This is a genomic window from Marinifilum sp., from assembly GCF_965230805.1.
In the GTDB taxonomy this organism is placed as follows: domain Bacteria; phylum Bacteroidota; class Bacteroidia; order Bacteroidales; family Marinifilaceae; genus Marinifilum.
Genome location: NZ_OZ246019.1, coordinates 3069663 through 3086780, shown reverse-complemented (window position 1 = coordinate 3086780; position 17118 = coordinate 3069663). Strand labels below are relative to the sequence as shown.

13 protein-coding genes, 2 tRNA genes and 1 pseudogene are annotated in these 17118 nt (G+C 36.4%); 10 read left to right on the top strand and 6 right to left on the bottom strand.

What is annotated here, in order from left to right:
• Positions 1-88 precede the first annotated feature (88 nt).
• On the bottom strand, positions 89-463 hold the full coding sequence (locus ACO05S_RS12485; protein WP_421918338.1) for an START-like domain-containing protein: 375 nt from the start codon (positions 461-463) through the stop codon (positions 89-91).
• 445 nt (positions 464-908) lie between these two features.
• Here ACO05S_RS12485 and ACO05S_RS12480 point away from each other — a divergent pair.
• From ACO05S_RS12480 to tsaA, 5 genes and pseudogenes are all read left to right on the top strand, one after another.
• Positions 909-982: transfer RNA gene (locus ACO05S_RS12480), tRNA-Met, on the top strand.
• 235 nt (positions 983-1217) lie between these two features.
• Positions 1218-1291, top strand: a tRNA-Met gene (locus ACO05S_RS12475).
• A 179-nt stretch (positions 1292-1470) separates the two neighbouring features.
• Positions 1471-1977 (top strand): DUF4494 domain-containing protein, encoded by a 507-nt coding sequence (locus ACO05S_RS12470; RefSeq protein ID WP_421918337.1) that lies wholly within the window; start codon positions 1471-1473, stop codon positions 1975-1977.
• A 299-nt stretch (positions 1978-2276) separates the two neighbouring features.
• Positions 2277-3683, top strand: a pseudogene (gene aspA, locus ACO05S_RS12465) (aspartate ammonia-lyase).
• A 113-nt stretch (positions 3684-3796) separates the two neighbouring features.
• Positions 3797-4291, top strand: coding sequence for a tRNA (N6-threonylcarbamoyladenosine(37)-N6)-methyltransferase TrmO (gene tsaA / locus ACO05S_RS12460; protein ID WP_421918336.1), 495 nt, complete (start codon positions 3797-3799; stop codon positions 4289-4291).
• A gap of 323 nt (positions 4292-4614) precedes the next feature.
• Here the strand turns inward: tsaA and ACO05S_RS12455 are convergent, their stop codons facing one another.
• Positions 4615-5298 (bottom strand): hypothetical protein, encoded by a 684-nt coding sequence (locus ACO05S_RS12455; protein WP_421918335.1) that lies wholly within the window; start codon positions 5296-5298, stop codon positions 4615-4617.
• A gap of 432 nt (positions 5299-5730) precedes the next feature.
• On the opposite strand from ACO05S_RS12455, the gene ACO05S_RS12450 reads away from it, so the two are divergent.
• Genes ACO05S_RS12450 through ACO05S_RS12430 form a run of 5 tightly spaced genes read left to right on the top strand, consistent with a single transcriptional unit; the run spans position 5731 to position 11482 of the window.
• Entirely contained in the window at positions 5731-6537 is an 807-nt protein-coding gene (locus ACO05S_RS12450) for a toxin-antitoxin system YwqK family antitoxin (protein WP_421918334.1), read from the top strand.
• Positions 6538-6554: 17 nt separating this feature from the next.
• Positions 6555-7955: an exodeoxyribonuclease VII large subunit gene (gene xseA / locus ACO05S_RS12445; RefSeq protein ID WP_421918333.1), complete on the top strand. Its 1401-nt coding sequence runs from the start codon at positions 6555-6557 to the stop codon at positions 7953-7955.
• The gene (xseB, locus tag ACO05S_RS12440; RefSeq protein ID WP_421918332.1) at positions 7948-8148 is read left to right on the top strand and encodes an exodeoxyribonuclease VII small subunit; all 201 of its coding nucleotides are present in this window, start codon (positions 7948-7950) and stop codon (positions 8146-8148) included. The genes xseA and xseB overlap by 8 nt, the downstream gene beginning before the upstream one ends.
• Positions 8141-9565 (top strand): D-alanyl-D-alanine carboxypeptidase/D-alanyl-D-alanine endopeptidase, encoded by a 1425-nt coding sequence (gene dacB, locus ACO05S_RS12435; protein ID WP_421918331.1) that lies wholly within the window; start codon positions 8141-8143, stop codon positions 9563-9565. Before xseB ends, dacB begins: the two co-directional genes overlap by 8 nt.
• A 39-nt stretch (positions 9566-9604) precedes the next feature.
• Positions 9605-11482 carry an ABC transporter substrate binding protein gene (locus ACO05S_RS12430; RefSeq protein ID WP_421918330.1) on the top strand — a complete coding sequence of 626 codons (1878 nt, stop codon included), beginning with the start codon at positions 9605-9607 and terminating at the stop codon, positions 11480-11482.
• 40 nt (positions 11483-11522) lie between these two features.
• On the opposite strand, the gene ACO05S_RS12425 is transcribed toward ACO05S_RS12430, so the two are convergent.
• From ACO05S_RS12425 to ACO05S_RS12410, 4 genes are all read right to left on the bottom strand, one after another.
• Positions 11523-12788, bottom strand: a complete 1266-nt coding sequence (locus ACO05S_RS12425) for a DcaP family trimeric outer membrane transporter (RefSeq protein WP_421918329.1) — start codon at positions 12786-12788, stop codon at positions 11523-11525.
• A 560-nt stretch (positions 12789-13348) separates the two neighbouring features.
• Complete coding sequence (locus ACO05S_RS12420) at positions 13349-13966, bottom strand: thiamine diphosphokinase (protein WP_421918328.1); 618 nt, start codon at positions 13964-13966, stop codon at positions 13349-13351.
• Positions 13967-14002: 36 nt separating this feature from the next.
• Positions 14003-14599, bottom strand: coding sequence for a nicotinamide riboside transporter PnuC (gene pnuC / locus ACO05S_RS12415; protein ID WP_421918327.1), 597 nt, complete (start codon positions 14597-14599; stop codon positions 14003-14005).
• A gap of 55 nt (positions 14600-14654) precedes the next feature.
• Positions 14655-17108, bottom strand: a complete 2454-nt coding sequence (locus ACO05S_RS12410) for a TonB-dependent receptor (RefSeq protein WP_421918326.1) — start codon at positions 17106-17108, stop codon at positions 14655-14657.
• Positions 17109-17118: the final 10 nt, after the last annotated feature.

The following is a 17118-nucleotide window of genomic DNA, read 5'->3' as shown; positions in this document are numbered from 1 at the left end:
AAGACCAATAACTTGCAGAAACCGATCTTACATAGCGCACAAAAATAAGCTAATTATTTAGGAATTGGTGTTATGATTTGTTAAAAAATCATATTCCCAATACATGTTTTAGTTTGGCGATTTGAGTATCCCACAGCTCAATACTTTCATCAATCTCATCTTCGTCAGCAAAATCAGTAATAATTAATGATAGGTCATTTGTCAAAGCGTCTATTTCAATTTTAAATTCAAAATAGCTGTCTTCATCTTCACTATCGAGCCAATGAAACCGAATCAAACGATTATCCTTTTTTGTGATTAATTCTGCTTGCTGATCCGATCCATCCCAAAAGAAAGTATAGATTTTACCTTTCTGATTTACATCATCGGCAAACCATTCGGATAAACCACTTGCATTGCTTAATCGGTCGAAAATAACTTTTTGTGATGCGTGAAGTAAGTATTCAAGTTCAAATTGTTTCATATATTTGGACATAAATGTTTTGATAATAGAATTTGGAAGTTTATTTGTCTTAATAATCTGCTTCCAAATATTGTACTCTTGTATTAATAATTTGAAAAGTAAGTCAATACTAAAATATCGCGCAAGATACTTAAGAAATCTCTAATAATAAAAACTGATTCTTAAAACTTTATGCACTGTCATATTGTTAATTCTTCTATATGCTGATTATATCCGCAACACATAAGTTAAAGAAAATTTCACAAATCGATAAATTAAATAATTTGGAATTGATGAGATGAAACGAGTGTGACTAAAATAATTATTACACAAACACGATAATGATTATTTTGATCTTGCGGCTTCCATCCGGCAAATGGAAGAAAATTATAAACAGATGAAAAAAGTTTGAAATGACTTTTTTTAAATGAAAAAGGATTCTATATTTGCACCGCACTAGAAAAACGGCGAGGTAGCTCAGCTGGTTAGAGCGCGTGATTCATAATCACGAGGTCGGCGGTTCAAGCCCGCCTCTCGCTACAAGAAAGGGAAAACAGTTTTATTGTTTTCCTTTTTTTATACCATAAAATTTGTTCTCTGCACTCTTTTTGTATCCTCATTTTATCACCCGAAAAAATAAAAGTATTTTTTTAAATGTAACATTTCTGTAAAACAGGCAGTTTAATGTTTTGGTTAATCGATCATCCATATTTTAATAAAAAAGATTTTTTTTTGAAATAAAATGCAATTATATTTGCACCGCACTAGAAAAAACGGCGAGGTAGCTCAGCTGGTTAGAGCGCGTGATTCATAATCACGAGGTCGGCGGTTCAAGCCCGCCTCTCGCTACAAAAAGGATGATCAAAGAGGTCATCCTTTTTTGTTTCAATAAGCTCTCCTTTTTTAGGAAGAATTAATTCAATGGCAATTCAATTCTTTTATCTTTGTTCTCCTTAAAAAAATAAAACATCAAAATAAGAAAGTAGCAATGAATGTTGTTGCTTGCTAAACTTAAATAAGATAATCGTATGAACAATTGGTTTGAGTGTAAAGTTAAGTATGTAAAAACAGACGAGGCATCAGGAAAAGAAAAGAAAGTTTCTGAACCTTATTTGGTTGATGCCATGTCGTTTACCGAAGCGGAGGCCAGAATTCACAAAGAGTTGGAGCAAATGATCAGTGGGGAGTTCAATGTAACCAATATCAGCAAATCCAATATTACTGAGATATATCCCAATGATAATGGCGATCGTTGGTTTAAGGCTAAAGTTGCTTTTATTGATGTTGATGAGGCTTCGGGAAAGGAGAAGAAAAGCAATAATTACATGCTTGCACAAGCTAATAATGTGAAGCAGGCTTATGAATTTTTGGAAGAGTGTTTAAGTGACATGATTGTACTTTACGAGATTCCTGCCGTTTCAGAAAGTCCAATTATGGATATCTTCCCATTTTTCAGCGATGAGGAGAACGAGGATATTCCCGATAACTTAAAACCTGTTTCGGAAATTGAACCTAATAACAAGGAATTCGAATAGATCAGAAATAATACTTGGCAAAACTGATCTGTTTTTTCTCGTAAACGATTGATTCCTGTTTAGAAACATGCTTGTAAGTTCTTCTTTGAGTAAGGTAAATGTGCTGTAATCAGCAATAAATCAATAAGAAAATAATATTGTGTTTGACAGGTTTGAATTTTTGTTTTTTACATGGTGAAATTTCTTTTCTCTGTTACATTTGTCGATGCAAACAAACAACAAATAACGGACTAAAATAAATTGTAGATTTTTAGAATTATTAAAAGTCGGATTTATTGATTTAAACGTAAAATCACAACATGAAAACAAGAACTGAACACGACCTAATTGGCAACAAAGAGGTTCCTGCTGATGCTTATTATGGTATTCAAACCTTAAGAGCCGTCGAAAATTTTGATATTTGCGGTATTAAATTAAGTGCTTATCCAAACTTTATTAAAGGTTTGGCAATGGTAAAATGGGCAGCAGCTAAAGCCAATAATGATCTTGGATTATTAACGGACGAATTAACAGTTGCAATCACAAAAGCCTGTGAAGAGATTATAGAAGGTAACTATCATGATCATTTTCCTGTTGATATGATTCAAGGAGGTGCTGGCACATCAACCAATATGAATGCCAATGAGGTAATTGCCAACCGTGCTTTGGAAATTCTTGGCTTTCAAAAAGGGGATTACGAGCATTGTCATCCAAACAATCACATCAACCTTTCGCAATCGACTAATGATGCTTACCCTACAGCCATTAAAATTGCTTTAATCCTTAAGAATGAAGCTTTGGTGGCTGGATTAAAATCATTAATTAACGCATTTAGAGCAAAGGGTGAAGAGTTTAAGGAGGTTTTGAAAATGGGTAGAACCCAGTTGTAAGATGCTGTGCCCATGACACTGGGACAGGAGTTTGAAGCTTGGGCTGTTACGCTTGAAGAGGAAGTGGAACGCTTAAATCAGAATGCAAAATTGTTTTTGGAAGTGAATATGGGCGCTACTGCAATTGGCACAGGCATCAACTCCGAGCCGGGTTACTCCGAAAAATGTGTTGCTCATTTGAACGACATCACAAAGCTTCCTATTGTATTGGCTGGTAACCTGATCGAGGCTACTCCTGATACAGGTTCGTACGTTATGTATTCATCTGCTGTTAAGCGTTTGGCTGTTAAGCTTTCAAAAATTTGCAACGACTTAAGACTCCTGTCGTCGGGGCCGCGTTGTGGGTTCAACGAAATCAACTTGCCAAAAATGCAACCAGGATCATCCATTATGCCAGGTAAGGTAAATCCGGTAATTCCTGAACTGGTAAACCAAATTGCCTACAAGGTAATTGGTAACGACCTAACCGTAACTCTTGCAGCAGAAGCAGGTCAGTTGGAATTAAACGTAATGGAACCTGTTCTGGTTCGGGCTATTTTCGAATCGATAGAAATGTTGGTAAACGGAATGGCAACTTTAAAAACAAGATGTATTATCGGAATTACAGCCAATGCAGAGCACTGTAAAGAAATGGTTCTAAACAGCATTGGTATTGTAACGGCTGTAAATCCTACTTTAGGATACGAAGCTTCTTCTCGTATCGCTAAACGTGCTTTGGCTGAAAACCGAAGTGTTTACGATTTAATTCTTGAAGAGGAATTGCTAAGCAAGGACAAGCTTGACGAAATTCTTTCTCCGGAAAGAATGATTAAACCTCAGAAATTTGTTGAGGCTTAAACAATACTCTATCATTGAGTTCTTGGCGCACTAAAGAGGTTGATTCGTAATGGTTTTAACCTCTTTTATTTTTTAAAATTGCTACATTTATCTGTTCATTAAAAACAATTGAGATGTTAGAAATATGCTATACTTCTATTGGTACAATTCACACCCCACACAAAAGCAGAGAGAATATGCCCATTCAGCCACTAAGCGCAAGTGGAATAAAGGCAAGTGTAGAGTTAGATCCGGAATACAGCAAAGGTTTAAGAGATTTAGAATCTTTTTCGCATGTAATTTTAATTTATCACCTGCATAAATCAGAAGGTTTCGATTTAGATGTTATGCCATTTATGGATACCAAAACTCATGGTTTGTTTGCTACCAGGGCGCCTCGTCGACCCAATGCCATTGGTATTTCTACGGTTAAACTCAATTCCATAAAAGAAAATATTTTACAGATTGAAGATGTAGATATTCTGGATGGTACACCTTTACTGGATATCAAACCATTCTTTTCGAAATTTGATAATCGATCGGAGGCAGTATCTGGCTGGTTAGATAAAAAATGGCAGGAAAAGAATCGTGAAATAAAGTCAGACAAGAGATTCATTACATCAAAATGAGCCGATTGAAAACTTGTTTTATGCTATAGTGCCGGTAAAAATTTTTCTTTAGGAATGATAATATTGACATCCTCCCAAAAGCTAAAAGCCTTTGTGTTTCTTGGTAACAATCCTTCCTTATCTCTTTGTGGTAACAAATTTTTCTTTAGGAATGATAATATTGACATCCTCATTTATAGCGGAAGCATCAAACGAACAGAAACTTTTGGTTTAGAAATAGTATTCCCCTTCAAAATCGATTCGAATTTGCAGTAATGCTCTCAGAATCGTCCTGACTGCATTCCCTCAAAATATAATACGAGTAGAATCATTTAGAATGGAATTTAGACAACAGAATCAGCTGAAGAATGGATCCAGAAGGTTTTCACCTTCATCTTAATGTAATCCAGTTCATACTCTACACTTTTCATAGGATCATCAATGCGATACAAACTCTGTCCAATTTCCATTACGTCTTGCATGGTTGCCCACAGATGATTTAAACAACGAAAAGCTTCTTCCTTTAGCAAGCCATGCGAATTAAGCAGCCGATTGAGTTCTATGCGATCAAGTTTTAGCACCTTATATATGGATTGAATTCCTTCTATAATCGATTGAGCCACATCTTCGTCTTGAGTTGGCATATTTTCTTGAAGCTGCTGTAATAGATTGGGTACAATCGACAGTACTGAGCACAGGTTGTTTTTCTCGATAATTTCAACAATGTAATCAAACTGTGTGATTCCGGATATTGAAAAATAATGCGGTACCTCTAAAATCAGAGTATTTAAGCTTTCAATCTTTCTGAATAAACCTATCCTTACATTTTGGATCTTTACTCCTTCGGGACCACAACAAACAATTTCTTTTGCCATTGTAATTTGTTCATTAAACCGAACTTTAAACTCATTATCGAAAACGGGGTAAATTTTTTGAAAGTCTTTTATATCTCTTGTGAAACTGTCGGAGATGAATTTTGCCGCAATTGGCATTTCATCGAAACTAAAAGAAAAATCCATTGTCTCCATACCTCCCAATTTGTTCGTTATACTTTATTTGTTTTACTCATTCTGATCGATATCAACATTTAGCTCCCAACTTGGAATCATTTTCTTAACATGCCTTTGGCTTCCCAACAAATTTCCTCCTCATTATTTCCAAATACATAATTTGAGAAACTCATTTAAATCGAAACTTAAAATACAAAATATCAACATCATATAAAAAACATTAATAATGATTTACAACATATTTAAGCTCAACTCAATCAACTTGTTTTTATGCCTGTTATTCTTTTATTAGTTTTGCGTTAGCTCTTTTTAATATGAATAGCTGCCAATGCCAGCAATACCGATTTACAATGAAACGAGCATGATTAAAATGATTATTTAAAAACACACGATAATGATTCTTTTGATCTTGCGACTTTCATCTGGCAATTGAGATAAAATTATAAACAGATGAAAAACCTATTTTTCCTTCTTTTATTTGTATTTCCATTGATTTCTGCTGCACAAGAAATCAACCTAAAGGATGCAAATGGACTAAAGCAAGGTGTGTGGATAAAAAAATATCCGAATGGTAAAATCAAATACAAAGGCGAGTTTGTAGATAATTATCCCATTGGTAAAATGGAACGTTTTCATGCAAACGGAATGCTTAAAGCACTAATGTACTTCTCGCAAGAAGGGAAAAAAGCCAAAGCCGAACTTTACAATGAATACGGTAATCGAATTGCCATAGGAAACTTTATTGAATCGAAGAAAGACAGCGTTTGGAATTACTTTGACAGCAAAGGAAATATGCGTGCAAGCGAAACTTATCAGCAAGGTGTTAAAAACGGTTTTAGCCAGTATCATTTTAAGAATGGGATCGTTTCTGAAAAGCTTCCGTTCCTAAAAGGCAAGAAACACGGAATCTGGAAACGATTCTTCAATGATGGCAAGATATATATAGAGGCCATGTACGAGAACGGCAAATTAAATGGTGCTTGCCAGGCCTTTTATCCAAATGGCATTATTGAATTTAGTGGTGAATATCAAAACAATAAAAAGATCGGAAAATGGGATCATTATTCTGAAAAAGGAATATTATTATTTGCCATCGAATACAAAAACGGAATTGCTGTGAACCAGAATCAGCTGGATGCACAACAGATGAAAAAGTTACAGCAAATGGAAGCACAGAAGAATCAATTAATCAAAAGCGACCCGGAAAACTACATGAACGATCCCGATTCATTCTTGCGTTCTCAGATGAAACAATAACTTTTTCACTTGAAAGTATGACAAACAATGGAATCAGTCTATTCCAGCTAAATAATCAAATTAAAGGCATTTTAAACAATGCGTTTGAGGGGGAGATATGGATTATAGCAGAGATTAGTGAACTTCGTTATAATCAGAATGGCCACTGTTACCTGGAGCTGATCGAAAAAGATGAAAGCTCAGATAAAATCATAGCCAAAGCCAGAGCTACCATTTGGTCTTACACTTTCAGGATGTTAAAACCTTACTTCGAAACCTCAACCGGACAAAGCTTCTCATCGGGAATTAAGGTTCTTGTAAATGCAAGCATTGAATTTCAGGAGATTTATGGTTACACCTTAAATATTAAAGATATTGACCCAAGCTACACCTTAGGCGATATCGCCAAAAGGAGAAGAGAAATTCTGAATCGATTGGAAGAAGAAGGTGTGCTGGATATGAATAAGGAAATTGGCTTTCCGGATATTCCCAAATGCATTGCAGTAATTTCATCGCCAACGGCAGCGGGTTACGAAGACTTTGCCAAGCAATTGGAAAATAACCTTTCGGGATATAAATTCCATTACAAGTTATTTCCGGCTATCATGCAAGGAAACAAGGCCGAGGAATCTATTATCGAAGCTTTGGATCGAATTAACGAATACGAAGGAATATTTGATGTTGCAGTAATTATAAGAGGTGGAGGATCGACTGCCGACCTGAACTGTTTCGACAGTTACTGGCTGGCATTTAATATTGCCCAATTTCCGCTTCCTGTAATTTCAGGAATTGGTCACGAAAGGGATGAAACCATTGTAGATATTGTTGCCAATGTTCGTGTAAAAACTCCAACAGCCGCAGCCGAATACCTAATTGATTGCTTCGATGAAAAGCAAGCTTATCATGAAAGATTACAAGAGGAATTTTATAAGGGCATAAATGAAATTTTGTTGGAGGCCTCGGAAAATCTAACCTACTTGTCGAACAAGTTTTCTCCTATGGTAAAAAGCATACTTGAGAAGAAATCGAAGCAGCTTTTACTTGCCAATGAAAAGGCAATCAACTCGGCAAGGCAATTGATAAAATCACATTCTTTTGGATTGGAAAACTTAGCCGACAAGTTGAAACCAGGGCTGAAACACCGATTGATTCATGAAAGGAATCATACAACAAACCTGCAAAGTAAAATCGGAATACGAGTTGGCAGATTATTGGAAAATCAGAGACACAAACTAGTCTTGCACGAACAAAGCGTAAGGTATCTGAATCCTGAAAATATCCTGCAAAAGGGATATACACTTACTTTAAAAGAAGGAAAAATTGTAAAAGATATCAGCTCACTTTCGATAAATGACAGCATTGAAACCAAGTTTAAAGATGGTTCGATAGAAAGCAAAATTCAAAATGTAAATCCTAAAAAGCACAAAAAAAATGGCTAAGAAAAAAATAAGCTACAGCGAGGCAATTGCCGAAATTGAAGAGACAATCATGTTGATTGAGAGTGAAGAATTGGATGTGGATGATCTGTCGGAGAAAGTGAAACGTGTTTCGGAATTATTGGTAATTTGTAAGACTAAATTAAACAGCACAGAGAAAGAGGTAGAAAAGATTTTAAAAGAGATCGATGAATAAAATAATACTCCTTTTCGCATTGGTAGTTTGGGGGGGAGCTTGCTCCTCGCAAAAAGTTATCCCAAATAAAATTCAGCAAGCGGTTGATGAATTTGCGGCAGATACCAGCTTTACAGCCGCAGGAATTGGCATTCTTATTAAAGATGTTGAAAAGGATGAAATACTGGCTCAGTACAATGCAAAAATGGCTTTAACACCGGCATCGAGCCAAAAGTTAATTACCACTGCCACTGCCCTGGAAGTTTTGGGAAGCAATTACCAGTTTACAACTTCTATAAAAACGGATGGAAAACTTGAAGATGGTATGCTTAAGGGCAATCTAATTGTTCAAGGTGCGGGCGATCCTACTTTGGAGTCTAAATTTTTTGATACTCAGAAAAACATAGCTGCTAAAATTGTGGCTCAACTAACAAAACGTAATATCAAACTAATTCATGGTAAGATTATAACAGATAACTCTTATTTCAAATCATCAATTCCAAGAACCTGGATATGGGAAGATATTGGTAACTACTACGGAGCTGTTCCCAATTCCATTAATTATCGCGACAACATGTACAGCTTGCATTTTGCTTCGGGTAAAGCCGGCCAAAAAACCAGGATTGTAAAAACAACACCCCAAAACACAGGTTTAGAATTCGATAACCAAGTGCTAAGTTCTGAAATCAATCGTGATTTGGCCTATATATACGGAGGTAGCACAAGCAACTTAAGGAGAATTGAGGGAAGCATTCCTCAATACAGAAAAGATTTTAAGGTAAAAGGTGCATTTCTGAATCCCGAAAAGGCTTTATTGGAAGATTTAAAGACAGAGCTGAAAAAAAATCATATCCGGATTTTGAATAATGCCAAAATAACACCGACAAAAGCAAGCAAACTGTTTGAAATTCGTTCGCCGCGATTAAGCGAAATTGTTTACCTGACCAACCAAAAAAGTGTGAACCTGTTTGCTGATCAACTGCTTTTTGAAATCGGCGCTAAGCAAAATGGGAAAGCAAGCTGGAAATCGGGTGTAAATGAAATTAAAAAGTTTTGGCAAGAAAAAGGGATCGAAACCAAGTACCAAAGCTTATTCGATGGCAGTGGTTTATCTCATTTTAATGCCGTTTCGGCTGATTTTTTCAGCCAAATTCTTAGCTGGATGTATCGCAGTCCAAACTTCAATATATTTTTATCATCACTGCCTGTATCAGGCAAGTCGGGCACCCTAAAACACTTTGGAAAAGGCAGCCAATTAACATCAAACTGGATGGCAAAAACAGGATCGATGACAAATGTAATATCCTATTGTGGATACTTAAACACCTGCAACGAAAAGACTTATTCTACCTGTATCTTAATCAACAATTACAACTGCTCCACCAAAGAGCTAAATAATAAACTAATTAAGCTTTTAATTACTATCTATAATTCTTAAATTGAATACGTTTTTGAGTGCAAACAAATTCAATGTATTATGAGAATTAGTATCAAGCTTTTTCTATTTACTATACTTGTGTTGTATGGTTTTATTGGATTTTCATCCTCACACAAACACATTTTAATTTTAAACTCCTACCACAATGGTCTTAGCTGGACCGATTCCATTTTAAATAGCATTAAAAGGGAATTACTTCCCGATCCCAATTGCACCCTGTACATAGAGTATATGGATACCAAAAGATATTTCTCCGACGAATATCTGGATCTACTAAAAGTGTATTACCGCGAAAAATACAAATCTCAAAAACTTGATTTAATCATCTCCACAGACAATAATGCTTACGAATTTTTATCGGCGAATCGCAATGAGGTCTTCGGTGAGGTTCCCGTCATATTTTCAGGAGTAAACGATATCAACGCCCCGCCCAAAGGATACAGTGGTGTTTTTGAAAATTTTAGTTTCTGCCAAACACTTAAACTCATAGAAAATCATCACCCTAATTATTCTAAAATTGTTGTAGTTACAGATTATAGCAGAACCGGAGAAAGCTTATTATCAGCCTTGGAGAAGGAAATAAGCGAAATGGACAAAGCTGTAAAGTATGTTACAATACGCCCAAAAAGTTTAAAAGATTTAAAGATTTCGTATTCAAACTTAGCTCCCAATGATGTTGTTCTGTATTTGCTATACAATAGAGATTTTAACGGCAACTACTGCACTTACGAAAAAGGTTTTACAGAAGCCATCCCTTATTGCAAAGTTCCAGTTTATTGCGTTTGGGATTTTTACCTGAATCGCGGAGCCATTGGAGGATCTTTAATTACGGGTAGGATTCATGGGAAACAAGTTGCCAAGCTAGCCAAAAAAGTTCTTTCGGGAATTCCGGTAGATAGCATTCCCCCATTGCTTTCTGAATATGAGTATGGATTTGATTACAATCAGTTGGTAAAATTTGACATTAACATTAAGGATCTGCCTAAAAATTCTAAACTATTAAATGAGCCATACAGCTTGGTTAAAGAGAACAAAGAAATTGCAATACTCACCTTAACCATTTTAGTTCTCTTAAGTTTGGTTATTATTGTGATGACCATTAATATCCACCTTAGAAAGTTAAAAGAACAAAAAGAAAAGACTCACCTTTTAGAAATTACCACAACAAATGTAAAGCTAGAGAAAGCGATAAAAATTGCTGAGGAGTCGAGCCGCTTAAAATCGGCTTTTTTGGCGAATATGTCTCACGAAATACGTACGCCTATGAATGCAATTTTAGGCTTTACAGAACTTCTTTCAGCCGATAATGTTGAAGATGCCAAGCGGAAAAAGTTTATTTCCATTATCAAGAAAAATACCAATGCCCTGTTAAGATTGATTAATGATATTCTTGATATCTCTAAAATAGAAACCGACCAATTAAAGGTAAGCATGAGCAAGTGCAATATGTCCGAATTGTTTGACTCTATTAAAGAGAATTACGAAGCCATTGCGGAATACAGCGAGAATAATAAGCTTACATTTATTGTTTCTCTGCCCCAAGAAGAGCAGGTGACCGAAATCACTACCGATTCGGTTCGATTACAACAAATTTTTAGCAACCTACTCGAAAATTCAATCAAGTTTACCCAGGAGGGTGAGATTGAAATTGGTTACCAACTAAAGGGTAAACACATCGAATTTTTTGTTCGCGACACCGGAATTGGAATCCCTGACGACAAACAGGAAATTATTTTTGATAGATTTCGGCAGGCCGAGATGGATTCCCATACTCGACAATATGGTGGCACAGGACTTGGCCTTGCCATTTGCAGAAGTTTGATTGAATTATTAGGTGGGGAAATCAGGATGAAATCGAAACCACATGCAGGAACCACATTCTATTTTACAATTCCTTTGCTGAACTATGAGCTATGAATAAAATGCAATTCATAACTCACAATTCAGCATTTATACCTTAAAAGAAGTAATAAACCCCTAAAGAATATCTTGTATTTCCAACCCACTTGGTATCCACAACTTTCGCCTCATCGGTAATGCTTCCGTATGCCGCTGCCGTGTATTCCGCTTCAAATTCAAACTTTAGATTTTTTACTTTCTTGCAAACACGCGGTGCCAATCGATACAACTCTCCAATATCCTTTCCGCGTGCATAAATCAGATCACTTCTGTTTATAATTTTATCTTCGGCACCATAATTTTTCGAATATCCAGCTAAAACTGCCCATTGCCAATCTTTCTTTTCATACGACAGTTCGGCCCAGCTTCCTAAAACTTTAATTCCTGTGTAAGATGCCTCATTGGTTGCAGGATTTAAATATTTTACTGCATAGCCTCCCAACATCAATAAATCAGTCATATTGGTTCCGTATGTTGCTTGAGCTTTAAATGTAATTGGTTTAAAATTTAATTTAAAATATCCCATCATGGCCCATGAAGAAATGGTTTCATCATTCTTCCATTCGCGATAATCTCCTGTTTCTTTTGAACCTGTAGTGCTCATTAAAGAAGGCTTGATATTTTTGTATTCGCCACTAAACCCTATCAAGTGTTTGCCTGCATAGTAATGCACTTGTCCTTGCAAAATGGGTATGCCCGCATTTCTTAAATACTTATTACTCGCACCTTGGGGACCAGTACTTGGGTAATCTCTTTCTGATGCCAGTGCAGCCAAAAATTTCCAATTTCCTGCTTTATGAGTAAGTCGAAGCTGAGGATTACGTGCAAATGGTTTAAAAGGCAAACCAGCATTTGCTCCCACAGTTGCCGGAAACACCTCTGCAACAAACAAAGGCGACCAGGTTTGTCCAATTAGGAGCGAAGTATTACCCCAATCTAAATTTACAAATGCATGGCGTAGCCTCAATCCATTAGTATCCGTTTCTCCATTACCAATAAATTCAGCCTCGAGCAAACCACTGGTTTTAGCTCCTAAAATTTCGGGTCCACTTATTTTCGCATTAATTCTCGACTGGATTACAGCCATATTGTATACACCATCTTTATTGATATCCTTCCCTGCCGCATCTAGTTTCTCCTTTTGGGGATAAAGAAGGATGTGTCCCTCGCGAGCTGCCACAGTCTGATGGGTATCATATGTAAACAAGGAGTGAACGTACCCACCAAATTTTATTGATATTGGCAGTTCGTTTTGTTGCGCTTTTAAACCTGAAATACTAACTATAGTAGCAATTAGTAACAAAAGGTAATTTAATTTCTTCATGGATTTGTATCGGTTTTTATTCGGCTGCAAATATAAACAGGATTTTGTTATTGCAAGCAAAAAACTTGCATTGGAAAGACTTAAACAACACTGGTTTGAAGTAATACTGGCATATCATTAAAGAAAGGATTCCGAAAGTTGGGGAAGCCATTTTTTTTCAGAATTGCCTTCCCCAACTTGGGGAAACCTTCTTTTTTTTGAAGCAAGCTTTCCCAAGTTGGGAATCGCCCCCTTTTTTTTAAAATGTGTTTTCCCAAGTTGGGAAAGGCTCCTTTTTTTTTTTAAATTCGTTTCCCAAGCTGGGAAAGCTATGTTTTTTTCAATTCAAGCTTTCCCAAGTTGGGGAAGGTTCTTCTATTTTGATTTGGGACTTTCCCAAGTTGGGGAAAGGCTAAAGGGGGTGATTTTTATATACAATATCGGTTTTTAAGGCATTTGCGCTTACGTTTTGCTTAAACAAAGCTTTAAAACCACCAAAAGGTTCTTTAGACTTGCTGTTTTTGTGTTTACGATTTGGCTTCCGCAGACATCCCTTTAATTATGGACTATATGCCTTGCTGCTAATATTCCTGGAATACTATTAAGGGGCCACCTTCAAATTCAATTCTAAAACTATCTCCCATCGATTCGTTCAGCGTTCCTTGCCACATCAGTTCTAATGTCTGGTTGGTTAGAGCATAACGCAAATTTGCTGTAGTGATTACAGTATCTCTGTCAGGAGAAAAAACAGACACTTGCTGTCGTGTATAACTATCGAAATTTTTTGAGCGGTTTACCGGAGTAAAAAAGCCAAAATCCGTTAGCATTTTTACTTTTAATTTTTTGGCGTATTGTGGTAAAAGAAAAATATTCCCAATCATGTGATCATCGCGCTCGCCCGTGGCTCCTACAATTGATATTTCGTTATACTTATTAGCCACGCACCAATCAACTGCTTTGCTTAAATCATTGTTATCCTGATTCGAATAATGATGAATTCGATCCTTGTACTTAAATTTTAATTCCGGATTTAAGGAATCCAAATCACCAATGATGGCAAATGGCTCTAAACCCGCTTTCTCGAGTTTATTGATTGCACCATCGCAACAAATGATATGCTTTGATTCTTTTAATTCATTAAGCGGGATTTCGTGAGTGGGGAAGGCTCCGTTTGCCAGTATAACAGATTTCTTATACATTCGTGATTGTTAAATAAATTTGGGGTGTAAAATTAATTAATTACCGGAAACAGCCTGATAACTAAGCATATCTTTTTTCCATTGCAGATAGCCAACAACTGCCAATACTGTATAAAAGAAAAATAAAACTGAGGTTGGATATAATCCTTTGTAGATGTATAATCCTAACGAAACAGTATTAACCAAAACCCATACCAGCCATTGTTCCAGAATTTTTCTTGCCAGCATCCAGGTTGCAACAATGCTAAGTGCAGTGGTAAAAGCATCCCAATATGGTATTGCACCATCAGTATAATTAACCAATATATATGAAAGAATTGCATAAATCAGCATGCTGGATACAAACAGCATTAAGAACAAGGGTCTATTCAATTTAGTTACCGGTAATTCCTTTTTGTTTTGGTTATCGCCTCTCGACCATAAAACCCATCCGTAAACACTAATGAAAACATAGTAGAACTGAAGTGACATATCAGCATACAATTTTGCCACAAAAAACACATAGATATACATGGCAGAAGTAAGTAGACCTACAGGCCACAACCATTTGTTTTGCTTGATCTCCAAATACAAAAATAGCAATCCCGAAAGGGTACCTATTATTTCAACGATATGATTGATAATCCAGTTCATATTTTTCTTTGAGTATAGAGACGCACTATAGCACGTCTCTATATAATATCATTCTTTAAAATCGTAGTGTTACACCTGCCAGGAAATTGGTACCAGCTTGTGGGAAATAATATCTCCAGGTATTCTCAACACCCTGCACATACCAGTTTCCTCCATAAGCATTGTTTTCATACTTGGCATTAAATACATTGTTAATGCTTAATTGGAAAGCCAGTTCTTTCACCCTATTTGGCTTAATCGAATAATTAAAACGCAAATTGTGAACATGGTAACTGTCCAATTTACGCTCCACATTCGAAGTATTATCAAAATACTGCTCTCCCACGTATTTACTTACAAAGCTAAAATCAAATTCATTAGAAAGATTCCAGGTTAAAATACTGCTACCAACCATTTCAGGCGAATAACTGATATCCGTTTTTCCCAGGTCTGTAACTTTATCCATCTCCACCCAATTCTCATCATAATCTTTAGCATACTCAATAAAATTCTCAATTTTATTCCTGCTTAAAGTAAGGTTAGCATCCCATTTTAATTTTGGTAAAAGCTTTAGCCCCCAAATCAATTCGAGTCCTGCACGGTAGCTTTTGTCAACATTGGTCATGATATCGTAACCTACACTACTCTTTTCGCCTGTAGGCACTAACTGATCGCGATAATACATGTAATACAAATTTACTCCAAATGTCGCTTTCGCTGATTTATAGTTATAACCCAATTCATAATCGAACAACTGTTCTTGTTTAGGAGTGCTCAAAGGGTCGCCATTTGCTTCTTTAAAATTGGCCCGAGTTGGCTCTCTATGAGCTAATCCAAATGATACATATGCCGTATTCTTATCGTTAATCGTATAAAACAATCCGGCCTTTGGATTTAAGAAGTCGAACTTGTGCTCTTGGTTCAATTCCAGCAACTTTCCTGTAAGATCATCTATATTGTCATCCAAACCATTCATGCTATAGGTAATATGACGATATTGCAAATCGACATATGCACTCAATTGCGAATTCAAATCAAAATTAACTTTTGCAAAAGTGTTATAATCTGTTTTCTCGCCCTTGTTAAAATACCATTGGTAGTTATTCGAAAAGCCTCCATTCTCGGCCCAAAGTATATGTCCAAAGTGATCACCATCGTAACGATTCCAAGCTCCTCCAAACGAGGCATTCACACTATTTTTGCGGTAGTTTAATGAATATGTTAGCCCATAAAAATCATTTTTTAACCATTTCTGACGAGTTAGATCAGTCATTTCATAATCCGGATTTGATAACTCATACTCACCATATGGTTCATCATCTTTAAATTGCTCGTAATATCCTTTGCCTTTTGTGTAATGCAATGCAGCATTCAAATTCAGATTAGCAGTTAATTCCTGCGAATAGAACAACTGATAATGTGTTTGTTTGTAGTTATCAGTTTGATTGTCGTAATATCTGGTCACACCATCTTTATCAGTGTATTCTCCTGCCGGATTGTATCTTCTGTCCTCCACAACGCCATCATCGGTGCTATTAATGGTAGGATTTCCCCACCAGCTAATTCCGGTTTTCTGGTCACCCGAAACGACATTAAATTTCAACATGCTTTTTTCGGTGTAGTAGGTTCCGCTGGCAAAAAAAGATTCATGATCAGAAAAAGCACGATCCACATATCCATCAGATTTTAGCCTTGAGTAACGGGCATCGAAACTAAATTTGCCATTGATTAAGCCTGTACCTACTTTAAAAGTGTTACGAAAAGTATTGAAAGAACCAGCTACAGATTGAACTTCGGCATAGGGTTTAGGATTTAATGTCTCTGTTTGGAAATTAATGGTGGCTCCAAAAGCGGCCGCCCCATTTGTAGAGGTTCCAACACCTCGCTGAATTTGGATGTTATCAACCGAAGAGGCAAAGTCTGGCATATTCACCCAAAAAACGCCTTGAGATTCTGAATCGTTTAATGGTATTCCGTTAATGGTAACATTAATACGCGAGGCATCGGTTCCTCGAATTCTTAGAGCCGAATATCCCACGCCATTTCCTGCTTCGGACGACTCCACCAACGAAGGGGTTAAACTTAACTGGTAAGGAATATCCTGACCCGAATTTTGTTTTCGCACCTCTTCGCTACTTAAATTTGTAACAGCAACAGGAGCTTTATTTCCTGCCCTGGTAGCCGCAACAATCACTTCGTCGGCCATAATGGCAGTCGGATTCAACTGAAAATCGACGTTGGTTGATTCTGTAATAAATACCAAACTTTCCTCTGTTTCATATCCCAAAAAAGAGATGATTAATTGATATCCACCTGCTTTTAAATTCTTGAATTGATATTCGCCATACGAATTTGTTACAGTACCCAAATAGGTTCCCTTTACTGCAATTGTTGCTCCCGGAAGAGCATTTCCACTAATATCGGTAACTTTTCCTTTCAAGTTTAATTGAGAAAAACCAATAAAGCATACAAATTGCAATACAATTAACAGAGTTGCTCTGCGCACAACAGAGTTCATTTGTTTAAACATTGTGTAATAA